The organism is Oryzifoliimicrobium ureilyticum, from assembly GCF_037199735.1.
Classification (GTDB): domain Bacteria; phylum Pseudomonadota; class Alphaproteobacteria; order Rhizobiales; family Rhizobiaceae; genus Rhizobium; species Rhizobium ureilyticus.
This window is the reverse complement of the sequence record NZ_JBBBVQ010000001.1, coordinates 411,722-438,050: the sequence shown is the minus strand read 5'-3', so window position 1 is coordinate 438,050 and position 26,329 is coordinate 411,722. Positions and strand designations below refer to the sequence as shown.

The window sequence follows — 26,329 nt, the reverse complement described above, 5'->3', positions numbered from 1 at the left end:
GGGACTGTCAGCGCACCGGGCGCGGCATTGGCAACGGTATCGTCGATGTAGTCGCGGTGGAAATCTCGTCATCAACAGGAGGCCGATAGGGCTTGGGGAAGTTCGGCATTGCCTGACCCAAGGCGGCATTTCGATCAAGCGTATTGTCGGCTCCTGCCGAAACAAGCTGAAGCTTTTCCAAGGCAAGTTTGGTCGGCGCTTCGACCTCAACTTGCCGAGCAACTGGTGCCAGTGCAGGCTGCGTTTGGTTGGCTGAGCCAAAGTGCTCATCAAGCAGGCGATATGCGATAAATGCACCCTCGCGCGCTTGCGCTCCAAGTGCGGAAAGAAGCGTGCCACCCTTCACGCACAATTCCGGCTTCTCGCCACACATACCGCTCGCATAAGAATAGAGCCCGCTGACGGTGCTGACAGCGTCAGTTAGCTGGACACCTGGTGTGGCAGCACGGCCGTCAGGTCCAGCGCTGACAAAGAAAGGCAACAACAAGAGCACTAGGCCGAAGAAAAAGCATGTCTTGATGAGAAACCACATCGTTCGCTATCCGATCCATCGCCTCTGACGACGAGCTAACTTAGAAGCCCTACCCTAGTGTAATTTCACCAACACCCGTTTTCCGAAAAGACCAATATTTTCGTCAAATTTACTTCAAATTTTATCGACTGCGATCAACGGCATCCGCGTCTTCAGCAAATTGCGGCACACGTTAACGATGATCAAGTATCGAAGCTGCGCTATTGCAGGCTTTTGGCCCGATCTTGTTTGCCCCATCCGTTAACGCCAAGGCGAAATTTAAGGAAAATCCGCTAGTTACGCGTCATTAACCCTATTTTCGAAAGCACCGCGCGTTTGATCCAAAATGGGGCTTTTCTGCTCGTCCGACGGGATCTTGTCGGCGATCCTTATCCTTTCCTTAAACCCACGGTCCTAGTGTCGAGCCATAGTTACAGCCTTCCAAGGCAGGTTCCGCGTGATTGTGTTGAGTAGCGTAAAAAAGCAGGCTTCAGGCCTGATAGATAAAGCAGCGGCAGCATGGCTTTCCCGCATTGGTGGTGAAGATGCCGCGCGTCACCGCGAACTTGCGATCTTACGCCGCCTGGCTGCAATCTCCTCTGTTGGACTGCTTGCTGCTCCGATCGGTCTTTCCTTCGTGACAAGCCCGGCCGTTGCACTCCCCGCGGGCGTTGCCGCTGTCGCAGCTGCATTTCTCTTCTCTGCCGTTGGAAGCATCGCGCTGTCGCGCCACGGATCCGTTACCACACCAATGACTTCCGATTCTCTGCCAGGCGACCTTCCGATGTCGCTTCTTCCGGACATCATCCTGATCATGGATCCTCAAGGAAGTGTCTTGTCTGCTGGCGGCCGAGACCTGTCCAAGTACCTCACTTGGATGCAATCGCCGACAGATAAAGGTTTCTTCGAACAATTGCATGTTCATGACCGTGTTATTTTCCTGCAGTCGCTTGATCGGTTGCGGCAGGGAGAGGCTCGCGTTGACGTTGAACTTCGGGTTGAGAGAGCTGGGCTTATTGCGGAAAATGGACGTTTTGCGTGGCTGCGTCTGGATATGACCGCGCGTTCTGATTCCAATGGCGAGCTCAGCGATGTCATCGTGCAGGCACGCGACATCTCTGCCGAGAAACAATTGCGTCTTGATGTAGAGCGTCATGTGCGTGAGGCAGCCTCTGCCAACGAAGCAAAGTCGCGGTTTCTTGCTGCGGTCAGCCATGAGCTGCGCACGCCTCTCAACGCAGTGCTCGGCTTTTCGGACGTCCTTCTCGGCGAATATTTCGGCCGATTCGAGAACGAGCGGCAGCGCGAGTATGTCGGCCTTATCAAAGAGTCTGGTGGCCACCTCCTCTCGGTCGTCAATACAATGCTCGATATGTGCAAGATCGAGGCCGGGCGCTACGAGCTTACCATGGAGCCTTTCGAAGCTGCCGAACCTATCCGTGCCTGCGAAGGCATGCTGGGGTTTCAAGCAAAGACGAAGGGGCTTGTTCTGACGAGTCGCCTCCAGAAGGGTCTCGGAGAAATCGTAGCCGACCGCCGGGCGATCCAGCAGATCCTGATTAACCTCGTCGGCAACGCCGTAAAGTTTACCGAGGCCGGCGGCGTGATCACCATCGATGCAAGTTTGCGCGATGGCATATTCCTGCTCAGTGTCAGCGACACGGGTATCGGCATTGCCGAGGCTCAGCTCGAAAAACTGGGACAACCGTTCACGCAGGTTGAGGATAGCTATACACGGCACTATGAAGGAACAGGCCTTGGCCTGTGTCTGGTAAAGGGCCTCGTAAACCTCCATGGAGGCCATTTCGCGATTTCGAGCCGGGAACAGCAGGGAACGATCGTCTCGATCTCGCTCCCTGCGGACGGATCCGGCGCACTGACAGTGGATGACAAATCGGGCGGCGTGGAGTTTCCGCCTCGACTTAAAGCAGCAACGCCGGCATTGACCGGATTGCCAGAGGAAGGACTTAGGGATGGCGTCGCGCAAGCGAAAATCGCCTAAGGCAAAGCGAGGGCGGCAGCAGCCGGGCCTCGCGCTAATGGCGGCAGGTGCTATCGGGGGACTTGGGATGCGCGGGCTTGGAGGACTTGCCTCCCTCGCTGGGCGCTACCCATCGACCGCTGGCGGCACCTTGGCTTTTGTCGTGATTTTCAGTTTCGTGGCGGCCAATGCGCTCTGGTACCAACAGGGCGCTCATCCGCATCCATTCCTGCGCACGCGCGATCCGGCCTCTCCGCGCATTTTCGGCTCGGCGGTTACCAGCCAGAACGAGGCCGGCCAAGTTACAACGTTTCGCATTGAGCGGCAGACGGCGGATGCAGACGCCGCCCGCACCACCAATGCTGTTCCCACACAGCCGGCCACGGCAGCCTCCCCGCCTAGCCCACTCGTGATGGATATCCAGAAGGAGTTGATCCGCCGCGGCCTTTACAACGGCACTGCGGATGGTGTCACCGGACCACGGACCAGCGCTGCCATACTTTTCTTCCAGCAGACAGTCGGTATGGCCGAGGATGGCGAGGCGACACCCGAAGTCTTGGCTGCTCTGAAAACGGACTCGATTGGTGCATCGACGTTGCCTGCACCACGACCAGCAGAGAAAATTCAGCCTTCGTCGACGGCACCCGATCCGGTGGCCGCGGCTATTCTCGATGCAGAGCGCCAGATGAAGCCATCGTCTGTTACGCATAAGGTCTCGGCCACACCGCCGCCGCCAGCAGCCCGTCCTGCTGTCGCGGTCAGCAGCGACAAGAAACTAAGTGCCACGATCAGCAACGTGGATCTTGTTCTAAAAATCCAAAAGGGCCTTGCGAACATGGCCTACGCCAATGTGGGTGTGGACGGCGTGGTGGGAGATACCACGCGCGAAGCAATCAAACATTTCCAAAAGCACTATAACTTGCCGCCAACGGGTGAGCCGAGCGAAGCCGTACTAAAGAAGCTCAAGGAAATCGGAGCACTCTGAGCATCGGGGCGCGACAAGGATTTGTCCCGCCAAAGTCGACAATAAGTCTTCACATGCCTGGAGAAATGAGTCTCACGTCGCTAGGTTTACTAAACTCCGACCCCTAACGCCTTCGAATGGAGGGCCGATGAGATTACGTTCCGACATTTATGTTTCGGCACTGGTGCGGCGGATATTTTCCAAAGGTAGCTTTGCAGCTATCGAGAAAAAGGGCGCGCAAGAAGCGGGAGCCATCTTTATTCGTCAGCGATTTCGAGATGGAAGAGAAACACTCTATGCCCCTGCTCCTCAAAGCATTATGTCCGACCATGAAACCGACAGTCGCTTTTTTGAAGTCAGACTGGAACGCGCTGAACCTGAGGAAGTTCTTGCGTTTGTCGAACGCGAGAAGCGTTTCGATCCAGATTTGTGGCTGGTCGAACTTGAGGCCGATGACGTTTCGGGGCTTTTTCCGGTAGCCGCCGCGCCTGATTAAGGCGAATGTCCCTCTCAACGGGACCGGCGAACCAGCCTATAGGGCTGATGGATAACGGCGCTTTCCTCGATTTTATGCGAGTTGTTTGCGGCGTCGCCTTTCTCAGGATCGTAGGTATAGCTATCGGCCTTGCGCCATGCTTCCACTCTCTCCTGGCATTCTTCCGGATCGAGGGAATCAAGCAGCATCCAAGCGCGGCTGACACCATGCTGCATCTCGGCCAAATGCGGATAGAGCCTTTCCAGAATGAAGATCATATCCAAAAAGGGTGTGCCGAGACTGGTCAATGTCATGGCAAGCTGACGACCCGAAATATCCAGCATGATGCGCCGGATCAGCCAACGACTCGCTGAAAGAGCGTCGGCGAGCGTCGTCGAGAATTGCTTGGCATCGCGCACGCGGGCGAACCTGACCAGCAAAGCTTGCTGCAATGCCGATAGTGTTCGAAGACCGAGACGGTCGCCATCTCGCCGGCCCATATGCGCAGCCAGATCTTTCAGCCGAGAGCGCATCTCGGCTTCTCGCTTGCCGCCGTCTTTTTCGCCATCGTCCAAGGACGGCATCGAGGATTCTTCGTAGACAGCAGGTTGAGGAACGCTGACTGCGTTTGCCGCAGGATTTTCCTGGACTGGATCAATCGTAATATCTTCGAGCAAGAGGGTAACTTGCGCCTGCTGAGGACGGGTTTCCGAATGTCGCAAAGCCACCAGCGCATCAATAACCTTAGGCGAAAGCGACCCGCGATTCACAATCGTTTTTGCATGCTCGGCACCTTGGGTGCGGGCAATCGCAATCAAGGTTTCATCCGAAATTGCGGGCGATGAGATGAGAAATGGGGCAGCAATCGATATCGGCTGTGAACCGATGAAGAGGCACACGGCCTGAGGCATAACCTCGCATTGCGACAATGCTGCCACCGCCTGGCGCTTCGCCTCTTCCGATGACGCTTGGAATAGCGGCATAAACAACTCCGCGAACTGGCGCAGCTCCGATTTATTCGGCCTTGTCAGTCCTTCAAAGCTGCTGACTGTCGCCATCAGCACGACATCCTTCTTTCTTATCGCAGCAGGACCTTCGAGGTCTCGAAACCTGTCTTGCACACAAACACCCCGAATACGCTAGACAACAGATCGATGGCTCTAAGCCCGCTTAACGGCAGAGCGAAGGCTGGGTTTATGAACAAATCCTAGCGTGACACGGTTAATGTTTGCTGAAGAGCTCAAAGATTCTGTTCAGGCTTGATACGCCAGATGCTGCAGCACATTGGGTGCGCGCCGCTTGATCTATCTTGCCCAGAACGCGATGGGACCGCTGTCGGTGACAGCGAATCCCTTAATTCAGCCGAAAATCTGGACTTTCGAGCTATCGCAGCAGTCTTTAAACATTCGCAGTTAGGACAAAATTAACTTTAGCATGCATTAATACATGAAACGGGGGCCTGTTCATCGCCATACTAGGCCTCTTCACCACGGTACTGGAAACATTGCCGTGAGAAGGTACGCATGATTTTCCAATGCGGTAATGCCTTGGAAAAAGCGTTCCGGCCCTTATGTTGGGCAGGGTGAGATCTTCAACATCATCCGTCTCGCGCCTTTATGGAGACGATCATGGCTCAAGTCATCAGCTTGGCAGGCCGCACCTCGAAATCCGGCGGTAAGCCGAACAATACCAATGGGTGTCAGATCCTGATGTTCACAGGCGTGCGCTACGAACGCCTTGTTGCAACGCCGTCAATTCAACCGTTGAGCCAGCCTCGGTCTTCGAAAGTGAAGCGCCCGAAGGCCTGAGACTCAACTCGGCGCACGATATAGTGCCCGTCCTTATGAGAGGTTGAGGACGATCCCGATGCCCCAGGGATCGCGGAGAAAAACGCCGTCGGAACGGCGCTCAGTTGCAATCGAAAGCCTGTCTAGCGCAGTCAGAGCTTCCTCGTACGCATCGCGATCGTTGAACTTCAGCTCGTAGCTAGACAAACCGGTCATTGTTTCGTCGCGCTTGCCCGCTCCCCGACTGTTCCAGATGTTGGCCGCGACGTGGTGATGGTAACTTCCTGTCGCGAAGAAACTCGCGCCCGGATAGCGTGCCATAATCTTCAATCCGAGAACATCCGAATAAAATCGCTCGGCTTCAGGAACATCACCAACCTGAAGATGAATATGTCCGAGCGCGGTTCCCTCGGGAGCAGCTTCCCATGGACTTGAGCCAGCACTGTCGTATAGCGCCTGAAGATCAAGGCGCTTGGTTGCCATGGTGACCATGCCGTCCCTATCGAACCGCCAGGTCTCATGCGGGCGATCAGCATAGACCTCTATGCCGTTACCTTCTGGATCGGAAAGATAAATCGCTTCGCTGACAATGTGATCGGATGCACCGTCCAGCCGTTGGCCTTGATGGGCCACATGCCTCAGCCAGAGCGCCAGATCCTGGCGGCTCGGTAGCAGGAAAGCATTGTGGAACAAACCCGCTGCAGAGTGGCTTCCGGCCCTGACCGCGCGATCGGTCACCAGCCTCAAGAGCGGCTTTTCATCGACGCCAAGCAGCACCTCACTGCCGCTCTTTTCAAGAACGGACAAGCCTAAGATCTGCTGATAGAAGGAGCTGACCATGGGTAGATCGGAAACAACAAGACTTGCCGCTCCCACATGAGCCGGTCTCGACAAAGCATAAGCCGACTGAGTCGTCATTTCGAAGTCCTCACAGCGATATGAATTCAGGAGACACGCCTACCACTTTCATAGTCGCTCAATAAGTGAGCGAATGCCTGAAGAACTGTTCAGCTTTATTGGACGACCCGCGTTGAGGGGTTTCAGCTGAGGTTCATCTTCGCAATTTAAACCAGCTGTTATCTTGATAGATATTTTCTTAGATGCAAAAATGCAGCTGTTCAAAATTGATAGGTACGCGATGAACGATTGGACTGCAGTTCGATGGGCTTATGACAAATATGAGCTGATCGCGGATGGCATCGTTCATGGAGTTGGTCTTGCACTTGCCCTGGTCGGTGTTACCGTCCTCATTTTTTATGCGACGCTGTGGAGTTCCGACGGTGCGCTGATTGCAGCCTGGGTCTACGGAATAGGCTTGATCATGACGATCGGTATTTCCTTTTCCTACAATGCCTGGCCTGTATCGCGCACCAAATGGTTCTTGCGACGTCTTGATCATTCATCGATCTTTGTTCTCATCGCGGCAACATACACGCCTTTTCTTGAGCGAGGAGCAGACGATCCGCTGCTGCTGGGGATGTTGATCGCAATTTGGATTTTTGCCGGCTGCGGCATCGTTCTCAAATGCGCCTTCCCCGGTCGTTACGACAAGTTGGCAATTGCGCTTTATCTTGCGATGGGCTGGAGCGGACTTCTCGTCGCTGGCCCGGTAGCAGCGCGGATCCCTTCGGCCTCCATGCTTCTAATCGTGATCGGCGGCATCATTTACTCGGCCGGCGTTATCTTCCATGTTTGGGAAAAGCTACGCTTTCAGAATGCCATCTGGCATGGATTTGTGATTGTGGCTGCAGCTGTCCATTACTCGGCGGTTCTCACCTGCTTTAGCCTTTCTCCGTCAGCCTAGTTCAGACGTCCGGCAACATCTCAAAGCTCGTGCCTCCGGCAACTTTTTGGCAAGAACGATGGCTTTACAGCGCATGCCATTCGACCTATGCCCATCGAAGAGCAGGACGCATATCATGAATGAAACGACCACCATCCGAGACGCAATCCAGGCCGACTTGCCTGAAGTCGCAGCTATTTACAATCATGCTGTCGAACATACGACGGCGATCTGGAACGAAACGACCGTGGATCTCGCCAACCGGATCGACTGGTTTAACGCCAGGACCATGCGCGGCTTTCCTGTGCTTGTCGCTGAAATGTCGGGAAAGGTCGCAGGCTATGCCTCTTATGGCGACTGGCGCGCTTTCGATGGCTACCGCCATACGGTCGAGCATTCGGTCTATGTCGACAAAGATTGCAGGGGCCAGGGGATAGGCAAAATGCTCATGCTCGCTCTCATCGAACGAGCGAAATCCTCTAGCCTTCATGTGATGATTGCCGGAATCGAGGCCGGCAATCTTGCATCTATACAGCTACATGAAAAACTTGGCTTCAAAGCCGTCGGTACATTCCATGAGGTCGGCATCAAGTTTGGCCGCTGGCTCGACCTGACCTGCATGGAACTACGGCTTGCAGATTAACGTGATGCCTCACGCACCATCTTCCGGCTCGAAGATCATCGAATTGCCATTTATGCAGTATCTGAGGCCAGTCGGCGGAGGCCCGTCTGGGAACACGTGTCCCAAATGAGCGTCGCAGGTTGCACAGCGAATTTCGGTTCTGACCATGCCGTAAGAGCGATCTTGTAACTCTTTAACAGCATTCGGATCTACCGGTTCGAAGTAACTTGGCCAGCCACAACCGGCGTCAAATTTCGTGTCCGATCTGAAAAGCGGAGATTCGCAGCAAACGCAGCGATAGAGACCGTGTTCAAAGCTGTTCCAGTATGGGCCTGTAAACGCTCTTTCCGTCCCATGCTGACGGGTAACTCTATATTGCTCGGGGGTCAGCTTCTGACGCCATTCCTCGTCCGTCTTCACCATCGGCGAATCGATAATATTGCTCATAACCATCTCCTGTTCGGCAGGACGCACGTCTCTCCCTCACTTGGCGCACTAGGCCTTCGTCCCTCACCATTCTCCTGTATTTTCATCAAAGGATGCTGGACTAAGATTCACGCCTTCACATCCATATTCATGGATTTTGCGAGTGTGCTTTATTTGGGGCTGAAGACCGCCCACAACAAGTGCTGGGCTCTAGCCAAATCGCAAATGCAGTTATACGTTGTATTTTAGACCATGCCGCTTCAGCAGAGGGTGTAACTTCATTGTGAAACAATTTTCCACCTTAAATTCAGTTGCTCACGCTCTGCGTTAACCGGCTGGTAACCACAATAGGAAAAACAATCGTCAATGAAGCAAATACAACCGGGCTGCGTGCCTTGGGGCAAAAACGCTTACGATGCGTATAATTACAAGGAAAAGCAGTGAAACGAATCGCTGAAAGTTCGCCTTATAGTTTAACCTTCGCCAGAGGAGCATTCAACGGGCTACTTTGGTAGTAATATTTTAGAATACGGAGCAAAACGGCCATTTTTGCTCTCAAGTTTCCGTTGAAGTAAAATAATAATTGGCGCGCTTACGAAACAGTGTTAATTGATCTTCTAGTAGAGTTCGGAATATGGTTTAGAAAAAGCTTTGCCTTTCTTACAATGGCGGAAAAATTGCGCCGCTATATCCTTGTATATCTTAGGTCATAAGCGAATCTAGATAGTATTGACAGATAGGGTTTAGATGTTTCCGAAGAAATCTAGGGGTGGATTTCTAAAAATTGCGTCGGTTTCACTCTGGATCTTACTGCGCGCTCTACAAGAACGGTCTTTTCTTTTTATCTGATAAGGCTATCTGTACGTATGAACAGGAGACTTGAATTATGAATGATAACGCAACCGGGGGCGGCCCTGATTTGCTTGTCGAGCTGACTGCCGACATCGTGTCGGCGTATGTAAGCAACCACGTGGTTCCTGTCAGCGAGCTTGCAACGTTAATCTCTGACGTCCACTCAGCTTTGAGCACAACATCGGCGCCTCAGCCAGCAGCCGTTGTAATGGAAAAACCAAAACCGGCAGTTTCGGTTCGCAAGTCGGTTCAGGAAGAACAAATTACCTGCCTGGAATGTGGCGGCGCATTTAAGTCGCTGAAGCGTCACCTTATGACGCATCATTCGCTTTCACCCGAAGAATATCGTGACAAGTGGGATCTGCCGGCGGACTATCCGATGGTTGCTCCGGCCTATGCGGAAGCTCGCTCCCGTTTGGCTAAGGAAATGGGCCTCGGGCAGCGCCGCAAGCGTAGCAGAGCCTGATTATCGCATATAGTGTTGGATGATGCCGCTTGACTGCTCAGGCGGCATCTTTCGTTAGAACTATGGCCTTCCAAGTGTGGAATGCCATTTACTCGCATAGCTGCAAAGTCGCCACAGGCCTTACATTAAGCAGCCACTCGCGTAGCTGCTTCTCGTCTGATCCTCTCGATCATGGATCGCAAGCCGTTGGCGCGTTGAGCTGAGAGATTTTCAATCAGGCCAATCTCCGCAAAAATATTGAGGGCATCCAGCGATGCTATCTCCGAAGCATGGCGATTTGAATAGATCGCCAGAACGATCGCGACCAGACCACGCACGATATGTGCGTCTGAATCGCCGTCAAAGCTCATAACCGGATCGCTTGGGTTTCCACTCTCATGGCTTTTCAACCAGACCTGGCTCGCGCAGCCCGAAACCTTGTTTTCCGCTGTTTTGTCGTCTTCAGGAAAAACGGGCAGCGTTTTGCCTAGTTCGATAACGTAGCGGTATCGATCCTCCCAATCCTCAAGCATTTTGAAATCATCGATAATGTCTTCGAGAGACTGCATCAAACGCAAACCTTTCCGTGAACCTCGCTTGATATAAGGCAGTGGTTCACGGTTTTGAACCGTGCACCGATAGTTTACGAGATTGGTTACACTCCGCAGAAGGTCGCTCTCCTGTCTTTCGAAAGCATCGATATTGGCAGTATCAATTTTTGCGTGGAACCGTATGTCGCCAAATTCGTTAATTGCGAGATGCGTGGAGGGGCGCGTGCCACATGGGCATAGCAGGCGGTATTCGAAAACAAGCGAAAAAGATCTCATTACCTGAGCCGAGAACCAGCGGCTGGGCGAGGAACCTCATGTCAGCAACTGAGGAAATCCCCGCGAGTTTGCCGTCCACCCAAAAAGATGGGCTCGACATCATCACTGCGTGGTCCATCATCGGGATCTTCGCTATTCTGTTCTTCGCTGCCCTCTACTTTATGTCAATCATCCTTATACCCGTAACGCTTGCGGTGGTCGTGGGAATGATTTTGGGCATTGCAGCCGAAAAACTGTCAAATCTAGGTGTGCCAAGACTGGCAAATGCGGTTTTGCTTTCAAGCGCCACCGCTCTCGTGATCTTTCTGGTGGCAAATTCGCTCGCCGGACCGCTGACGACGCTCGCCAACGAAGGTCCGGCTTTTGCCGAACGCAGCATGTCACGTTTGCTGCCATATCTTGAAGAGATCAAGTGGCTTCATATCGCGCCAGCGACGTTCCAGAGCGGACCGATTTCGATGGATAAGCTCATCGAAAACAGCGGCAATGTTTTGCACGTCATCACCGCAAATCTGACGCCCGCACTGGTTCAGACCCTGATCTTTTTTGCGGCTCTACTTCTCTTCCTGGCGGGACGGATCAACCTCCGTAAAGCCATCATCATGGCGTTCCGTGGCCGTAACCAGCGCCTCTCGGCGATCAGAGTGATTAACGCAGTCGAGCAGGTGCTTGGCTTTTATTTTGCGACCGCCGCCGTCATCTACGCCTGCCTTGGCGTATCGATGACGGTAATTGCGTTCGCCAGCGGTCTCGCTGCTCCGGCTCTGTGGGGTTTTTTCGCCTTTCTCTCAAGCTTCATTCCCTATCTCGGCATCACGATCATGACCTTGTCGATTGCCATTGCTGGGATCTTGACGCATGACGGATTGTTCTTTGGATTACTCCCGGCATTCATTTTCTTTTCGATCCACCTCGTGGTCGAAAACCTGGTCTTTCCTGCTGTCATGGGCAGGCGCCTCGAGATCAACGCCTTTGTTATTTTCCTCGCCATTATTTTCTGGACCTGGATGTGGGGAGCGGTAGGCGCCATGCTGGCTTTGCCGCTTTCCCTGATTGCCATGACAATTGTCGATGAGCTTGTGATCGAAGAAAAAATTCAGCCGCAATTACCGAAGTGATCGGTGGAGGTGCAAGATGAGCGACGAGATCAGCGTTGATATGACCGATGACGGTCCTAAAAGCACTCTTTATCATCCTTGGCAAACGTCGCTAGAGCGACCAAGCGCTGCACCCTTGATTGAAAATCAGAAAACCGATGTGCTGATCGTTGGCGCAGGCATTACCGGTGCCTTGCTGGCTGAACATCTTTCGGCTCGCGGGCTTTCGGTCGTGATTGTCGATGAATGGAAGCCGGGTTTGACCGCCACAGCGGCGTCCACCGGAATGCTGCAATGGGAGCTCGACATTCCGCTAGCAGATCTTGTGCGCCGACATGGCTTCGAACGCGCAATCGGCATTTATAGACGAAGCGCGGCGGCTGTGACGGGCTTGAGCAAGCTAATCAGCGAAAAGAAGATTGCCTGCCAGCTCAAATCTCGCAAAACCCTTTATCTGGCAAGCAACCATGAAGGAGCGCGGGATCTGCTGGAAGAGGTTAAGCTTCGGCGTCGCGGAGGTCTTCCAGGGGTCTATCTGGAACATTGCGATCTCTTCACCCAGTACGAACTTGATCGGGATGCTGGCATTCTGTCCGCAGGATCGGCCGAGGTTAATCCTGTCCTGCTCACGGCTAGCCTCTTGAAGATGGCGATCACCGATGGTGCAAAGTGCGTTGCAGGCCGCGTCGTTTCGCTGAACAGCGAACCAAATCGCGTGACGGCCGAGTTGGCCGGATCTTCGAACACGATTGAGGCGCAGCATGTTGTATTGGCAACGGGCCATGAGATGCCCGGAATTGCTATGCCGAAGCTGCATCGCACCGTTGCAACTTACGCAATCGCCACCGAAAGCCAGGCACCAGGAAGCCTGTGGCGTGACGAGGCCTCTATTTGGGATGACAGCCATCCATACCTTTATGTCAGACCCGCGCCGGATGGCAGACTTCTGGTAGGCGGAGAGGACGATTTGACAATCGATGCGGCTGAGCGGGCAAGTCGGCTTTCAGCAAAAGCGGACCTCCTTCGCGAAAAGCTCAGGCTTCTATGGCCGAAGGCAAATCTCGAACGGATCGGGGCATGGTCGGGTGTCTATTCCGACAGCAAAGACGGGATCCCGTTTATAGGGCCAGTATCCCAGATGCCGAACGTGTATTCGGCTTGTGGATACGGCGGAAACGGAATGTCATTTTCCTATCTCGCCACGCTCATGATTGGTGCCATGATTTCGGGCGTAGAGCGGGACTGGTTCGCCGATTTCGCGCTCGACCGAGATGAGCCGCCGCATGCGGATGCTTATGAGTTTATTGCGCCGCAAGCCTCAAACTTTGCCGAAATGCACGCCGTTTAAACTTGCTATTCCGTGGTTTTGTCATCGCCGTTGTCAGTCACATCCTGAAGGCGAACAAAGTGGACGCCGCTTGCTTTCAGTTCTATTAGGGCCTTTGCAACGCCCTCGCCGGCTGCATGCGTTGGCTGATTGATATGTGCTATGACCACATCGCCGTCTTTCGCGCCAACGATATGTTTTTCCGTTATCGCCGCACCAAGAAGCGAGCCTCCGTCGCCATTGACGGAATAGCCTGCAATTCGATAACCCATCGCACGGATCTGCGCGATCGAGGCAGGATCATATTTGGCAGTGGCACCGCGGAACCAATGCGGCGCTGGAATGCCGGCTGAAATCATCGCCGCAGCACCGCCCGAAACCTCGCTCTCGACTGCGGCCGGCGACCCTGCCGCAGGAATACCGTAGATGGCGACTGGCATGCCCACGGCAGGAATATGATTTGCACCGTGATTTTCGAGTTCAAAGAGATCTGGATTGGCAAGAAGCGTCCGTAGTGCTTCGGGATTATGACGCAACCACCGAGCAGTCACGAAGATTGTCGCAGGAATCCGCTCGCTCACCAAGGTTGAAAGTATCCGTTCGTCAGCCTTGCCCATGCAAGCATCGAAGGTGAGAGCGACCTGCCGCTGGCCTTTCTGACCAAAGCGCGCAATATGCAAATGCGGCTCAAGCAGATGGGGACCGGCGCTTTTTGGCAAAGACGGCGTTGCAGGAATTTGCGGATCGGTAGGCACAGCGAGGTTTGCCGACAGGCTGCTTTGCGCAGAAAGACACACGAATGCGATGGTAAGCAAATGACGGAGCACGGGACTTCCTTTCGTCAGCCGCACGCTCATAACCTGAAAATCTTGCCGTTTCCAATCAAAAACCAGCTATGCGACGACCGTCAGAAGACTCATAATGCAAAACATGCACAGCCAAATGCCGCGTTCATGTTCCGCAAAAGGTTTGCAATACCCGTTCGTCCTGCTCTGGTGGCAGTTGGTAGGTGGCAAAACGCGGTTGATCTTCATAGGGTCGCGCCAGAACGTCGAGCAGTGCTTCGAAAAGTGAAAAATCCGCGTCTTGAACAGCGGCAAGAATTGCCTGTTCAATGCGATGATTGCGGGGGATGAACGCTGGATTGACTTTGCGCATCGCTTTCGCTCTCTCCGCGGAAGCAGCTTCTTCACGCTGAAGCCTTGCCTGCCATGTCGAGATCCAGCCAACCAACGTCTCCGGGGCCTTTGATAAAGATGTCAGCACGTCGGCTGGCTGCCCATCACACAGATCGGCCAGCCGCCGGAAGGTCAGCGTAAAATCCATTTCACCGGCTTGCATAGCCGCTAAAAGCGCTTGAACAAGCTCCAGGTCGTCATCCTGCGCCTCTAGCAGACCAAGCTTCCCGCGCATTCTTCCGAGCCATTCCGCTTGGAAGCGCTCTCCGTAAAACGCCATGACCTCATTCGCCATATTGACAGCTCGATCACGATCTTCATCGAAGAGCGGCAGCAGCGTCTCACCAAGTCGCGCCAGATTCCATTGGCCGATCCCAGGTTGGTTCGCATAGGCATATCGGCCGCCATGATCGATCGACGAAAAGACGGTGGCGGGATCATAACTATCGAGAAAGGCGCATGGGCCAAAATCGATCGTTTCACCCGAGATCGTCATGTTGTCGGTGTTCATGACGCCGTGAATAAACCCCACCGCAAGCCAGTGAGCAATCAACCCCGCCTGTCTTTCACAAACGGCGCGATAGAAGGCGAGATAAGGATTTTCGGCAGCTGAACAAACAGGGTAGTGCCGCTTAATCGCATAATCGGCGAGAGCCCTTACGGCCTCCTCATCGCCTCGCGCAGCAAAGAATTGAAAGGTTCCAACTCGGATATGGCTTGCCGCTACCCTCGTGACGACGGCACCCGGCAATACGGTTTCTCGATAAACTGGATCGCCTGTCGTGACCGCGGCAAGTGCTCGCGTCGCGGGAATGCCCAGTGCATGCATCGCTTCGCTCACGATGTATTCGCGCAGGACCGGCCCGAGTGCGGCTCTGCCATCGCCACCCCGCGAAAATGCCGTGGGACCGCTTCCTTTCAATTGGATGTCACGTCGGTTTCCGGCATGATCGATCACCTCTCCAAGCAGGATCGCCCTACCGTCGCCAAGTTGGCGAACGAAATTTCCGAATTGATGCCCGGCATAGGCCATTGCCAGAGGCTCTGCGCCTTTCGGAACTTTGTTTCCAGACAGGATCTGAGCGCCATGGTGCTTGAGATCGTAAGGGTTCAAACCGAGGTCTCGTGCAAGTGGCTCGTTCAGCTTGATGAGATACGGCTCAGAAACTGGCGTCGGATTGCGCTTTACATAAAAGCGATCCGGCAAACGTGCATAGCTATTGTCGAATTGTGCGAACGGAGCCTCGTTCGAGACATGATTTTCTTCTGAGCTTTTCATGACACAAAGGTAGTGCATTGCGGTTTTGCCGCAAGAGTCATTACCGAACCCGAACAACTATCGTTTGCGTTGTGGAAACTATTTTGCATCACCATCATAACAGAATTGCATTATAAGCATGCCACCGATTTTTTCATGAGCGTATGAAGAACGTCATTCCCGTTCCGATCGATGCTCGATGTCGGCAGGCTTTGCCGGCGAAGGAAAGCTTTTCGCATCATGGACCAGATTTTACATCATCCCGTGCAGTCACGGGAACAGTCCAATTTCCGGCTGATCGCCATGATTATCGCAAGCGCGATGTTTATGGAGCAGTTGGACGCCACGGTGCTTGCCACTGCCTTGCCCACGATGGCGCGGGACTTCGGCGTCAGTGCGCCTGCCATGTCGATCGCGTTGACTTCCTATCTGTTGAGCCTTGCCATATTTATTCCTGCCAGTGGCGTCATCGCCGATCGGTTTGGCTCACGGACAGTCTTTCGATCCGCGATCGCAATCTTCGTTCTCGGATCCATCGGCTGCGCTTTGTCACCTAATCTCACCTGCCTCGTCATCTCACGCTTGGTTCAGGGTTTGGGCGGCGCGACCATGATGCCGGTTGGTCGTCTCGTTCTGATGCGCAGCGTCGCCCGCAAAGATATGATCAGTGCGATGTCATGGCTGCTCGTACCAGCGTTGATCGGCCCGATTCTCGGTCCGCCCGTCGGCGGCTTCATCGTCACCTGGCTTAACTGGCGCTTCATCTTCTACATCAACGTACCAATTGGAATTCTTGGCTTTACTCTCGTCTCGATCTTCATTGCAGAAATCAAGGAACCGACCAAGAGACGCTTCGACAAGATAGGTTTCATCCTTTCCGGGATTTCCTTGGGTTCGCTGTTGTTCGGGTTCGAGATGTCGAGTCGCTCCGGTGAAGGAGCAACCGCCATTTTGCTGATCACAATCGGCGTTGTATTCGGCTGCGGCTACCTTTTTCATGCCAAGCACCATCCGGCTCCGATCATGGATTTCTCACTGATGAAGGTCCCAAGCTTTCGGATCTCGGTCATTGCAGGATCATTGTTGAGAATCACACAAGGCGCCCAACCGTTCCTGCTTCCGCTCTATTTCCAGATCGGCTTTGGTATGTCCGCTGCCGCAGCCGGCCAGTTTGTTACGGCAACGGCGCTTGGAGCAATGGCGATGAAGGCGCTGGCTCCCAGAATCTTGCGGAAATTCGGCTTTAGAAGCAGCCTTGTTATCAACGGACTGACATCGACACTGGGTTACGCTCTCTGCGCGGGCTTTCGTCCCGATTGGCCTTCAGCGCTCATTTTCGGCATTTTGGCGGTGAGCGGCTTCTTCATGTCTTTCCAGTTCACCGCTTACAATACCGTCGCCTATGACGAGATTGAACCGGCGCGGATGAGCGCCGCGATCAGCTTCTATACGACCTTTCAGCAGCTGATGCTTTCCCTCGGGATCTGCGCGGGCGCGTTTGCGCTCCATCTTTCGATGACGGCTGGTGAACGCGTCCATCCGGTTCTCGGCGATTTTTCCTTCGCCTTCATTTGCGTCACATTGATCTCGTTGACGGCCACCTTCTGGAATATGAAGCTTTCGCCCACGGCTGGCGCCGATATCAGTGGCCATCATCACCCGAAAACGGCGCATTAAAAAGGCCGCGATACATGCGGCCCTTTCGGCTGAACGCTTCCTCAACCGCCTTTGCGCAATAGAACCCGGCGCTTCAAGCCAACGCACAGGTCCAACAGGCAAGAGTTACATCTTACCTGCGACCTTGATCGCAAAGGCATATTCGAAGGCGACTTCTTCCAATCGCTGGAACCGGCCAGCAGCGCCGCCATGGCCTGCATCCATGTTTGTCTTCAACAGGATGGGATTGGCGCTTGTCGTCTTCTCTCTCAATCTGGCAACCCATTTTGCGGGCTCCCAGTAGGTCACTCTCGGATCGGTCAGTCCGCCGAGGGCGAGAAGCGGCGGATATGGCTTCTCGCTGACATTATCGTACGGCGAGTAGGCTGCAATCCACTCGTACTCTTGCTTGGATTCTATGGGATTTCCCCATTCCGGCCACTCTGGCGGCGTCAAAGGAAGCGTGTCGTCGAGCATGGTGTTCAAGACATCGACGAACGGAACCGCGGCAATGATGCCACCGAACTTCTCCGGTGCCATGTTCGCCACAGCCCCCATCAACATGCCACCTGCCGAACCGCCTTCGGCAATGATATGCTCGTAGGATGTGAAACCTTCCTTCACCAGGAAGTCTGCAGCAGCGATAAAGTCTTTAAAGGTATTCGGCTTTTTGGCCATCTTGCCGTCTTCGTACCAGCTAAATCCTTTATCCTTGCCGCCGCGGATGTGAGCGATGGCATAGACGAAGCCACGATCGACCAACGAGAGGCAATTGGTGTTGAATGAGGCTGGAATGGTGATGCCATAAGCGCCATAGCCGTAAAGCAGACATGGGGCTGAACCGTCGAGTGGTGTGTCCTTGCGATAAAGCAAGGTTACCGGCACAGTCTCGCCATCCCAAGCCGGCGCGAATACGCGTCGCGTAACATAATCCTGCGGATTATGACCTGAGGGCACCTCCTGTGTCTTCAAGAGCGTCCGCTCGCGGCTGGCCATGTTGTAATCGTAAAGCTGCGACGGCGTCGTCATCGAAGAATAGGAAAAGCGAATGACGTCCGTGTCGTATTCGGCCGCCCCGGAAAGACCGAGCGAATAAGCCTCTTCTTTGAAGGCGATCGAATGTTCTTCGCTCGTCTTCCGATCGCGTATGACGATCCGCGGCAAGCCTTCGGCCCGCTCAAGCCAAACAAGATGGCGAGCGAAGGCCATGTGGCTGATGATCAGCGTACCTGGCCTATGCGGTACGACCTCCCGCCAATTCTCCTTGCCGGGGGCAGAAACCGGCGCCTCCATAATCTTGAAGTCTTTCGCGCCGGCATCGTTGGTGAGGATGTAGAAAACATCGCCCCCTTCCGTCATCTGATATTCCACGCCTTCATGGCGGGCGGCCACTAGTTTTGGTTCCGCGTTCAAATCGCTGGTCGACAGAAGTCTGTATTCGCTCGTCTCATGATCGTGGATGTCGATATAGATGAAATCTTCAAGCAACGATCCACCCACTCCCATAAAGAACCCAGGATCCTCTTCCTCGTAAACCAGGCGATCCTGCGCTTGCGGGGTACCGATGACATGCTGGAAAACCTTTGAGGGTCGGTGATTTTCATCGAGCGCGGTGTAAAAAAAGCTTTTCCCATCCGGCGCCCAAACGCCGCCACCGCCAGTATTGTGAACGAGATCTTCGAGGTCCTCGCCGCTGTCGAGATTACGCACCTTCAACGTGTAGAATTCAGAACCCTTATCGTCAAAGCTCCACAGGCCATAGCTATGGTCGCTGCTTGCATCCAGCCCGCCCAAGCGAAAGTAGGATTTGCCTGCAGCTTCCTTGTCACCGTCGAGCAGGACGGTTCGAATTGACACGTCGTCAACCACTCCGTCGCGCGCAATGCGGAAGAAGTGAGGCTGCTCACCGCCGGTAACGAAGAATGTCCCGTAAGCGAAAGGTCCGTCCTTCATAGGTACAGAACTGTCGTCTTCCTTGATCCTCGCCCGCATTTCGGAAAAGAGCTTCTTCTGCAGCTCTTTCGTGTCCGCCATTGCAGCGTTCATGTAAGCATTTTCCGCCTCCAGATGGCTGCGGATCGCGGGATCCAAAATAGAAGGATCCTTGAACATTGCCTGCCAGTTGTCCGCCCTCAACCATGCGTAATCATCGGTCCTCGTGATGCCGTGACGTGTATCGTCGGAAGGATGTTTTTCTGCGACGGGCTTTGCAGGAAGGTTCTTAAAGACAGACAATGGGAGCTCCCGGTAGCGTGAGATGTTGAACGCAAGACATAGAGGCTGCCACCAAGCGGATCAAGGAGAGCGGAGAGCACGGCTCCTTGGGCGTCCTTTCCTTCAGTCGCCTGCTCCTTGTTCAGGCAATCGTGAGGGGCTTGCCGCAAACCGGCCTTGATGTGACCACATTTTTTCACGAAGGCCAGCACGTCTGCAAAGCAGGCTGCTTCGCCGTCCATACGGCTCAAAGCCGATTCCGGCGAGCCTCTGGACCTGAAATGAACCCATTTTTGGGAAAGGGATTTCCATTAATGTTACAGCGCGGCGCGTTGCTCCTTGCCTTCACCGCCATAAGCAGTTCGGCCTTTGCCGTTGATGCTTCAATCAAGAAGCAACTCGAAAAACTGGATCCAGAAACTCGTCTCGAGCAGAGTTGCGACACGGAGGCGATGTCTCGGATTAGCAAAGACAAAACCGGCTTCAAGCCTGACAAGGTCATTGCCTATACGTTCAAAGATCCGGTCAAGACCGCCAATTCAATGACAGCACCGGGCGCTGTCTTTCGCAGCAAGGGCGACTGGTATCATCTTTCCTACACATGCGTGACGGGTCCGCAGCACATGAATGTACGCGATCTCACTTACAAGATCGGCGACAAGGTCCCACGCCAGGAATGGCAACAGCACTACCTCTATGACTAGCTTTCTTACAGCTTGGCAGGCGGATCCTCTAAGCGCATGAATTGAAAGCTGCGACCAAGCATAAAGGCCGCGATACTCGCCTTCTCCTAAAAAACGCGCCGTCATCACGGCGCGTTTTTTGTTCGCAGCGTTGGGAGTGTCTTCGAGCACCAGGGCTATCCTCGAATATTTCACCGCTCACCGTGCGTTCTCTTGGAACCTGCAACTCAATGACTAGGTTCGGCCATTGAAACGCAGGGGTTGTGCCTTATTTGCCTGCGCAACGTGAGCCTTGCCGGCTCTCGCCCACACATCGCCAAACCCGGCATCGGTTCTAGCGCCTCTTCGGGAGATCGCCTGATGGCCCTTACCATCACATCTGTTCTTTTTTTGCTTATCGGGCTTTTCCTCGGTGGTGGCGGCCTTTGGCTCACTATCCTCGGCGGAAGTGTTTTTTACCTCTTTGCCGGTGTCATGTTCATTGCAACGGCCATAATGCTCTTCATGCGGAGATCTATTGCGCTTTGGATCTACGCTGCCTTGGTGGTCGTGGCGCTCTTATGGGCTCTTTGGGAGGTCGGCCTGGACTGGTGGCAGCTCGGAACGCGCGGCGGCGTGATCATCGTACTTGGCATGTGGCTCCTGACACCATGGATACGAAGACCGCTTGGCTTTAAGAGCCCGACCGGCATGATCTATCCTGCAGGCCCTTGGCCGCTGGCGATTACGCTTGGCCTAGCGCTTCTCGTGGCTGTCGTTTCTATGTTCAACGACCCTCACGATCTTGCCGGCGAGGTGCCGAAGGAAGTGGTTGCCGCCGCTCCGCCTTACGGTGGAGATGTGCCGGATGGCGAATGGCATCAATATGGCCGTACGCCATTCGGCCAACGATATTCACCGCTCGACCAGATCAACGCCACCAATGTCAAAGACCTGAAGGAGGTCTGGCGATATGAGACGGGGGACGTGAAACTCCCGGATGACGTCGGGGAAACGACCTATCAGGTCACGCCCCTGAAGATCGGCGACACGCTTTACATCTGCACGCCTCATAACTGGGCAATCGCGCTCGATGCCAAGACCGGTAAGGAGAAGTGGAAATTTGACGCCAATTCCGGCTTGAACCCCAATCGTCAGCATCAAACCTGCCGCGGCGTGACCTATTGGAAAGCTGCCGATACAGGCGCTTGCGCACAGCGCATATATCTTCCGACATCGGATGCCAGGCTGATTGCGCTCGATGCCACCAATGGGAAGATATGCGAGGATTTTGCGGATAAGGGCACCCTGCATCTCGAGCAGGGCATGAAATACAACCCCGCCGGATATTACTACTCAACCTCTCCCCCCGTCGCCGTTGCAGGCAAGCTTATTATCGGAGGAGCGGTGAACGACAATTACTCCACGCAGGAGCAGTCGGGCGTTATCCGTGCCTTTGACATTATGAGCGGCCAGTTGCTTTGGAACTGGGATTCAGGAAACCCTGACGAAACGGCGCCCCTGCCGGCAGGCGAGACATACACCACGAATTCGCCGAACTCTTGGTCAGTCTTTTCCGTCGATGAGGGTCTGGGGCTCGTCTATATTCCCCTCGGCAACCAGGTGCCGGATCAGTTGGGCATGAACCGCAGCCCGAGCGTCGAAAAATTCTCTTCCTCCGTCGTGGCGCTGGACATTAACACGGGTAAATATCGCTGGGTTCAGCAGTTCGTACATCACGATCTGTGGGATATGGATGTTCCGGCACAGCCAGTCCTGTTCGATATGACGAAAACCGACGGCACCGTGGTTCCTGCGCTGGTTGCACCGACAAAGCAGGGAGACATCTATGTTCTTGACCGGCGAACCGGCGAACCGATCATTCCATTTAAGGAAATACCGGCTCCCGGCGGCGCAATTCCGGAAGACCATACGTCCCCGACGCAGCCGATTTCCGACCTCACCTTCTCTCCTCCTCCGCTTCAGGAAAGGAATATGTGGGGCGTGTCTCTTTTCGACCAATTGGTCTGCCGCATTGAATTCCACCGCTATGCCTACGAGGGCCGATATACGCCGCCTTCCTTGCGCGGCAGTATCATCTACCCTGGTAACTTTGGGACCTTCAACTGGGGTTCTGTAGCCGTCGATCCAGAACGGCAGATCATGTTCGGCATGCCGACCTATCTCGCCTTTACCTCCCGATTGGTCCCGGCAGCCGACATTCCGCCCCCCGGCAAGGGGGATAAGGGGTCGGAACAGGGATTAAATCGCAACACCGGGGCACCTTATGGTGTGTTCCTGGGACCGTTCCTCGGTCCGCTTGGTATCCCTTGCCAAGCCCCGCCGTGGGGTTATGTAGCTGGCGTCGATCTGCGCACTGGCAAGATTGCCTATCAGCATAAAAACGGGACAGTGCGCGACATGACGCCTTTGCCTCTTCCCTTCAAGCTCGGCGTGCCTGGGATTGGGGGACCGATCCTGACGAAAGGCGGCGTGGCGTTCCTAGGCGCGGCTGTGGACGATTACCTGCGCGCTTACGATTCTACCAACGGACGGGTGCTGTGGGAAGCGCGCCTTCCCGCCGGCGGACAATCAACCCCGATGACCTATACCACGAGCGACAATAAGCAGTACGTGGTCATGGTCGCCGGCGGGCACGGGTCTATCGGGACCAAGCCTGGCGACTACGTTATTGCTTATACGCTTCCCTGAACCTGACAAAGGCCGTTGCGAAAGCAGCGGCCCTTCTCTTTACAACAAGCATAGTTCCGAAGGGCTCTTGACAAAATTCTTGTTTGAGCGAATTGATTGATCATGGAAACGAAGATCGCACACACAAACCGCTCATATTTTTGGCTGTACCTGTAAGGGGCGGCCGAGAGATCTTCTCATATCAACAGGCCGCCGTCAGGCGGCTTTGTTTTTTCAGCACAAGCGTCCTGACTGCGGAAAAATCAAGGGACGCAGAACAATGATTGAAATTGAAGACAGCGAAATCACCCTCGCCCGGCCGCCGGTTGTTACGATTCGCGCCGCCCAACACAAAGACTTGCCAGCTTTACAGGATATGATTGGGCTTTTGGCTCAGCATCATGGCGATGTGCCTCGGATCAACACGGACCAATTGGAAGCTGATATCTTCGGCCCCCTTCCCTGGATCACTGTGCTTGTGGCTGATGCCGGCGAGGAACTGCTTGGTTACGCGATCCTCGTTCCACTTTACAGGGCGCAGGACGGAAAACGCGGCATGGACCTCCACCATCTTTTCGTTCGCGACGGTCATCGTGGCCATGGCATCGGACAACATCTGGTGGATCGCGCAAGACAAGTGGCGCAAAAAGCGGGCTGCCATTATCTTTCTGTCAGCGCCGCTACCGGAAATTTCAGGGCGCACCGCTTTTACGAACAAATGGAGTTTGTTGCCCGGCCGGTCACCGGCATGCGCTACATGCAGATTTTAAGCTGATAGCAGCGTTTGTCTTGCTGGCATCGCGTTTTGTTTCATGGACCATCAGCCTGAAGATCAGGTGAATTTCAGGCTGATTGTGCAACCAATTAGTGCTTCGGGATCGCTTTCAGATAGGTAGCAATCGCCTCCAGATCCGACTTTGGAAGATGCGAGAGGTTTTGCTGGACCTCGGCCATTTGTCCTCCGACGCTGTCGAAGTCCGGCGTAAAGCCTGTTTCCAGGTAGTTCGCGATGTCGGCCTCACTCCAGCCCGATATTTTGTCAGATCCGGGCGTAATCCCTGGAATTCGACCCTGACCTTCGGGATTGGGAGCGCCGGCCAGCCAAAGATCATTTTTCAGACCGCCAAGTGCATCGCGAGGCGTATGGCATTCCCCGCAATGTCCGGGGCCTTCAACGAGGTATTGTCCGCGTTTTACCTTGTCACTTGGGCTTACCAGCGCGACGCGCGGCTGGTCATTCAGGTAAAAGAGCTTCCAGGCTCCGACAGCAATTCTCATATTATAAGGAAAGGAAAGCTGGTGCGGGGGAGCGACATTCGCGCTCTTCGGAAGCGTCTTCATATAAGCATAGAGATCGTTCACATCCTTATCCGTCATGCGCGCATAGGAGCCGTAGGGAAACGACGGAAAGAGATGCTCGCCCTGCGGCCCCACTCCACGCTTAACCGCATTGCCGAACTCGGCGAGCGTCCAGCGGCCGATCCCGGCGGTTTCATCCGGCGAGATGTTAGGCGCATAGAAAGTACCGAAGTCGGTCTTCAAGGCCAGACCGCCGGATAAAACAAGCTTCTGATCGCCTTCCGCGCCCGGTGCAGCATGGCAGCTGGTGCATCCTCCTGCCCAGAAAACCTGCTCTCCATTTTTTACATCCGCGGCCCCCAGGTTCTGCCAATGTGCCTCATCGAGCGGATTGGGCGCAGTCACATAGTAAAACAGCGCCCCGCCGATCAACACGGCACCCACAAGACAGAGCAGAAATCGGATAAACCTGCGGACCATCAGCCAATTCCTCGTTGTTCTTAAGCCGTATCTATCACTCTTACATCTGATGACGCATGTCACGCGCAAGCGATTTTAATCGTCGTCAGATTTAACAGAGGTGTGACGTGCCAAAGCGCTCCTTATAGATGATCAAGAAGCTGCTCTCCTGCATGCACATACTCCTTCCTCAGCTTGTGCAGAGATAGAAGCAAGAATGAAGCCTTCAACAGAGGTATGAAGAGCCGGCAGGTCTCAGACACTAAAAATGGCGCTGACAGGGCGCCATTTTATCTGCAGCGAGCGTGAGGGTCCTAACAGCAAGGGCGAGGCTATTCTTTCAGACGATAAATCTGATGACAGCCACTGCAATTTGCGCCAAGCGTTTTCACGGCAGCGCCGACGGCTGCGGCATCAGCTGGGGTTGCGGCTGCCAGTTGATCGGCATCAGCGGCAAGCTTCTCAGAGCGATTTTTGAAATCGTCGAAGTTTTCCCAGATTTTCGGGCTTGCCAGCTTGTCAGTCGCTGCCTTGCTATTGTCGAACTGTGCCGGGAATGCGCGCGCATTTTCGGCGATAGTTGAGAGCGCCGTCTTTACGGCAGCCGCATCATACGGCTTCTCGCCTTTAGCGATTCCGGCAAGAGCGCCAACGGAGCCGCCGATCTTTTTCATGATAGCCTCGCGGGCTTCATGTGTTCCCTGTTCGGCAGCCGTTGCCGGAACGAAGGTCGTAGCAGCAGCTGCGGCCCCCAAGCCGGCAATGACAAGAGCTGCTAAAGTAACTTTAAAGCGCATGCTTCCTCTCCTCTTTTCCAGGCCGCCTATGGCCGGCACCGTCCGCTGATAAGCGGCGGTACCATGATGGCAAATTCGCTGAGGGTAAGAAATAGTAAAAATTATCCTCAGGTAAGCTCCCGCATCAGCGCCCATCACAAAAAAGTGTGCGACTGTCTTCGCGCCCGAAACCTCTAACGACCAACTTGTCGGGGTGAACATCGACGACAGCGAAACTGTTGTCGTTTTCGGTGTCGACCATCCCCTTGAAATTCACAAAGGAGACATTTCCCGTCGTGCCAAAATTGCCGACGTGGTTGTGTCCGCTGAAATAGCCAATGACATGAGATTTGCCGGTGAGCGCCTCGAGGATGCGATCGCGATCCCAGGCATCATGCTCGTTCGACGGATAAACCGGGTAATGGTTCATGATAATAACACGTTCGCCGGAGTTCTCCGCCTTTTCAAGCTCAGCTAAGAACCAGGCGAGTTGTGTGTCGCTCATCGCCGCGTTCCATTCATGGGCATTGATCGCGCCAGAAGCCGTCAATTCAGCGAGCCTTTGTTTGGCAGAGGTGCGATAAGGATGACCTAATGGGGGTGCAAAGAGACTGACTTCATTGCCATCGAGGGCAATGAAGCGAATGCCCTGATGAGCAAAGCTGTAGTAGCGTGAACTCATGCCAAGCTTTTCATGGATTGCATCGAGCTCGTGAGGTTCAACCAGAAAATCGTGGTTGCCGAGAATAAACAAAGATCGATGCCGCAACCGCTCATAGACCGACAAGATATCGTCAAAGCTGCGAGAGTGACGGTCGATGACATCGCCCAGGGTCATGACGAAGGTTAGATCTTCCTTGTTAAAGACCTCGATAGCCTCAAAAAGTTTGTCCAGGCTGCGCCTGTAATAGCGATTGAGGGTGATGTTTGGCTCTTGTGCCGCATATTGGGGATCGGCAACGATGCCGAAGCTGAAAAGGCGATCGGTAAAGCTATTCGACATTGCCTTGGCTTATCGAGCGCGAGTTACATTTCTGTG

At 54.3% G+C, this 26,329-nt stretch carries 24 protein-coding genes; 13 read left to right on the top strand and 11 right to left on the bottom strand.

Going from position 1 to position 26,329, the window contains the following annotated elements; all coding sequences use genetic code 11:
• Positions 1-7: 7 nt before the first annotated feature.
• Positions 8-532, bottom strand: coding sequence for a DUF5330 domain-containing protein (locus VQ830_RS02100; protein ID WP_337266392.1), 525 nt, complete (start codon positions 530-532; stop codon positions 8-10).
• A 436-nt stretch (positions 533-968) separates the two neighbouring features.
• Here VQ830_RS02100 and VQ830_RS02095 point away from each other — a divergent pair, with 436 nt between their 5' ends.
• The 3 genes from VQ830_RS02095 (at position 969) to VQ830_RS02085 (ending at position 3,952) form a co-directional block, all read left to right on the top strand.
• Positions 969-2,513, top strand: a complete 1,545-nt coding sequence (locus VQ830_RS02095; RefSeq protein WP_337266391.1) for a sensor histidine kinase — start codon at positions 969-971, stop codon at positions 2,511-2,513.
• Positions 2,485-3,477 (top strand): peptidoglycan-binding domain-containing protein, encoded by a 993-nt coding sequence (locus tag VQ830_RS02090; RefSeq protein WP_337266390.1) that lies wholly within the window; start codon positions 2,485-2,487, stop codon positions 3,475-3,477. The genes VQ830_RS02095 and VQ830_RS02090 overlap by 29 nt, the downstream gene beginning before the upstream one ends.
• A 127-nt stretch (positions 3,478-3,604) precedes the next feature.
• Positions 3,605-3,952, top strand: a complete 348-nt coding sequence (locus VQ830_RS02085) for a DUF1491 family protein (protein ID WP_337266389.1) — start codon at positions 3,605-3,607, stop codon at positions 3,950-3,952.
• A 14-nt stretch (positions 3,953-3,966) separates the two neighbouring features.
• On the opposite strand, the gene VQ830_RS02080 is transcribed toward VQ830_RS02085, so the two are convergent.
• The gene (locus VQ830_RS02080) at positions 3,967-5,052 is read right to left on the bottom strand and encodes a DUF2336 domain-containing protein (protein WP_337266388.1); all 1,086 of its coding nucleotides are present in this window, start codon (positions 5,050-5,052) and stop codon (positions 3,967-3,969) included.
• Positions 5,053-5,559: 507 nt separating this feature from the next.
• Between VQ830_RS02080 and VQ830_RS02075 the strand changes: the two genes are divergently transcribed.
• Entirely contained in the window at positions 5,560-5,739 is a 180-nt protein-coding gene (locus VQ830_RS02075) for a hypothetical protein (protein WP_337266387.1), read from the top strand.
• 33 nt (positions 5,740-5,772) lie between these two features.
• Here the strand turns inward: VQ830_RS02075 and VQ830_RS02070 are convergent, their stop codons facing one another.
• Positions 5,773-6,636: a VOC family protein gene (locus tag VQ830_RS02070; protein WP_337266386.1), complete on the bottom strand. Its 864-nt coding sequence runs from the start codon at positions 6,634-6,636 to the stop codon at positions 5,773-5,775.
• A 220-nt stretch (positions 6,637-6,856) separates the two neighbouring features.
• On the opposite strand from VQ830_RS02070, the gene trhA reads away from it, so the two are divergent.
• Positions 6,857-7,522, top strand: a complete 666-nt coding sequence (trhA, locus tag VQ830_RS02065; RefSeq protein ID WP_337266385.1) for a PAQR family membrane homeostasis protein TrhA — start codon at positions 6,857-6,859, stop codon at positions 7,520-7,522.
• A gap of 115 nt (positions 7,523-7,637) precedes the next feature.
• Positions 7,638-8,144 carry a GNAT family N-acetyltransferase gene (locus tag VQ830_RS02060; protein WP_337266384.1) on the top strand — a complete coding sequence of 169 codons (507 nt, stop codon included), beginning with the start codon at positions 7,638-7,640 and terminating at the stop codon, positions 8,142-8,144.
• A gap of 9 nt (positions 8,145-8,153) precedes the next feature.
• On the opposite strand, the gene msrB is transcribed toward VQ830_RS02060, so the two are convergent.
• Positions 8,154-8,570: a peptide-methionine (R)-S-oxide reductase MsrB gene (gene msrB / locus VQ830_RS02055; protein WP_337266383.1), complete on the bottom strand. Its 417-nt coding sequence runs from the start codon at positions 8,568-8,570 to the stop codon at positions 8,154-8,156.
• Between the two features lie 865 nt (positions 8,571-9,435).
• On the opposite strand from msrB, the gene VQ830_RS02050 reads away from it, so the two are divergent.
• On the top strand, positions 9,436-9,867 hold the full coding sequence (locus VQ830_RS02050; RefSeq protein WP_337266382.1) for a Ros/MucR family transcriptional regulator: 432 nt from the start codon (positions 9,436-9,438) through the stop codon (positions 9,865-9,867).
• A gap of 125 nt (positions 9,868-9,992) precedes the next feature.
• Here the strand turns inward: VQ830_RS02050 and VQ830_RS02045 are convergent, their stop codons facing one another.
• Complete coding sequence (locus VQ830_RS02045; RefSeq protein WP_337266381.1) at positions 9,993-10,415, bottom strand: SufE family protein; 423 nt, start codon at positions 10,413-10,415, stop codon at positions 9,993-9,995.
• A 212-nt stretch (positions 10,416-10,627) separates the two neighbouring features.
• Here VQ830_RS02045 and VQ830_RS02040 point away from each other — a divergent pair, with 212 nt between their 5' ends.
• Both VQ830_RS02040 and VQ830_RS02035 read left to right on the top strand, forming a co-directional pair.
• Complete coding sequence (locus tag VQ830_RS02040; protein WP_337266380.1) at positions 10,628-11,791, top strand: AI-2E family transporter; 1,164 nt, start codon at positions 10,628-10,630, stop codon at positions 11,789-11,791.
• 16 nt (positions 11,792-11,807) lie between these two features.
• On the top strand, positions 11,808-13,118 hold the full coding sequence (locus VQ830_RS02035) for an NAD(P)/FAD-dependent oxidoreductase (protein WP_337266379.1): 1,311 nt from the start codon (positions 11,808-11,810) through the stop codon (positions 13,116-13,118).
• A gap of 5 nt (positions 13,119-13,123) precedes the next feature.
• On the opposite strand, the gene VQ830_RS02030 is transcribed toward VQ830_RS02035, so the two are convergent.
• Positions 13,124-13,924 (bottom strand): polysaccharide deacetylase family protein, encoded by an 801-nt coding sequence (locus VQ830_RS02030; RefSeq protein ID WP_337266378.1) that lies wholly within the window; start codon positions 13,922-13,924, stop codon positions 13,124-13,126.
• A gap of 124 nt (positions 13,925-14,048) precedes the next feature.
• On the bottom strand, positions 14,049-15,554 hold the full coding sequence (locus VQ830_RS02025) for a protein adenylyltransferase SelO (protein WP_337266619.1): 1,506 nt from the start codon (positions 15,552-15,554) through the stop codon (positions 14,049-14,051).
• 219 nt (positions 15,555-15,773) lie between these two features.
• Between VQ830_RS02025 and VQ830_RS02020 the strand changes: the two genes are divergently transcribed.
• Positions 15,774-17,210, top strand: coding sequence for a DHA2 family efflux MFS transporter permease subunit (locus VQ830_RS02020; RefSeq protein ID WP_337266377.1), 1,437 nt, complete (start codon positions 15,774-15,776; stop codon positions 17,208-17,210).
• A 105-nt stretch (positions 17,211-17,315) separates the two neighbouring features.
• On the opposite strand, the gene VQ830_RS02015 is transcribed toward VQ830_RS02020, so the two are convergent.
• Entirely contained in the window at positions 17,316-19,424 is a 2,109-nt protein-coding gene (locus VQ830_RS02015) for a S9 family peptidase (protein WP_337266376.1), read from the bottom strand.
• A 293-nt stretch (positions 19,425-19,717) separates the two neighbouring features.
• Between VQ830_RS02015 and VQ830_RS02010 the strand changes: the two genes are divergently transcribed.
• The 3 genes from VQ830_RS02010 to VQ830_RS02000 all read left to right on the top strand — a co-directional run bounded on the left by VQ830_RS02010 (position 19,718) and on the right by VQ830_RS02000 (position 23,531).
• Positions 19,718-20,107: a DUF930 domain-containing protein gene (locus VQ830_RS02010; RefSeq protein WP_337266375.1), complete on the top strand. Its 390-nt coding sequence runs from the start codon at positions 19,718-19,720 to the stop codon at positions 20,105-20,107.
• A gap of 339 nt (positions 20,108-20,446) precedes the next feature.
• Positions 20,447-22,777, top strand: coding sequence for a glucose/quinate/shikimate family membrane-bound PQQ-dependent dehydrogenase (locus VQ830_RS02005; protein WP_337266374.1), 2,331 nt, complete (start codon positions 20,447-20,449; stop codon positions 22,775-22,777).
• Between the two features lie 259 nt (positions 22,778-23,036).
• Positions 23,037-23,531, top strand: a complete 495-nt coding sequence (locus VQ830_RS02000) for a GNAT family N-acetyltransferase (RefSeq protein ID WP_337266373.1) — start codon at positions 23,037-23,039, stop codon at positions 23,529-23,531.
• Positions 23,532-23,620: 89 nt separating this feature from the next.
• Here VQ830_RS02000 and VQ830_RS01995 read toward each other — a convergent pair whose 3' ends face one another.
• The 3 genes from VQ830_RS01995 to VQ830_RS01985 all read right to left on the bottom strand — a co-directional run bounded on the left by VQ830_RS01995 (position 23,621) and on the right by VQ830_RS01985 (position 26,293).
• The gene (locus tag VQ830_RS01995; RefSeq protein ID WP_337266372.1) at positions 23,621-24,535 is read right to left on the bottom strand and encodes a c-type cytochrome; all 915 of its coding nucleotides are present in this window, start codon (positions 24,533-24,535) and stop codon (positions 23,621-23,623) included.
• Positions 24,536-24,846: 311 nt separating this feature from the next.
• Positions 24,847-25,311, bottom strand: a complete 465-nt coding sequence (locus VQ830_RS01990; protein WP_337266371.1) for a c-type cytochrome — start codon at positions 25,309-25,311, stop codon at positions 24,847-24,849.
• A 124-nt stretch (positions 25,312-25,435) separates the two neighbouring features.
• A complete protein-coding gene (locus VQ830_RS01985; RefSeq protein WP_337266370.1) occupies positions 25,436-26,293 on the bottom strand; it encodes a metallophosphoesterase in 858 nt (285 codons plus the stop codon).
• Positions 26,294-26,329: the final 36 nt, after the last annotated feature.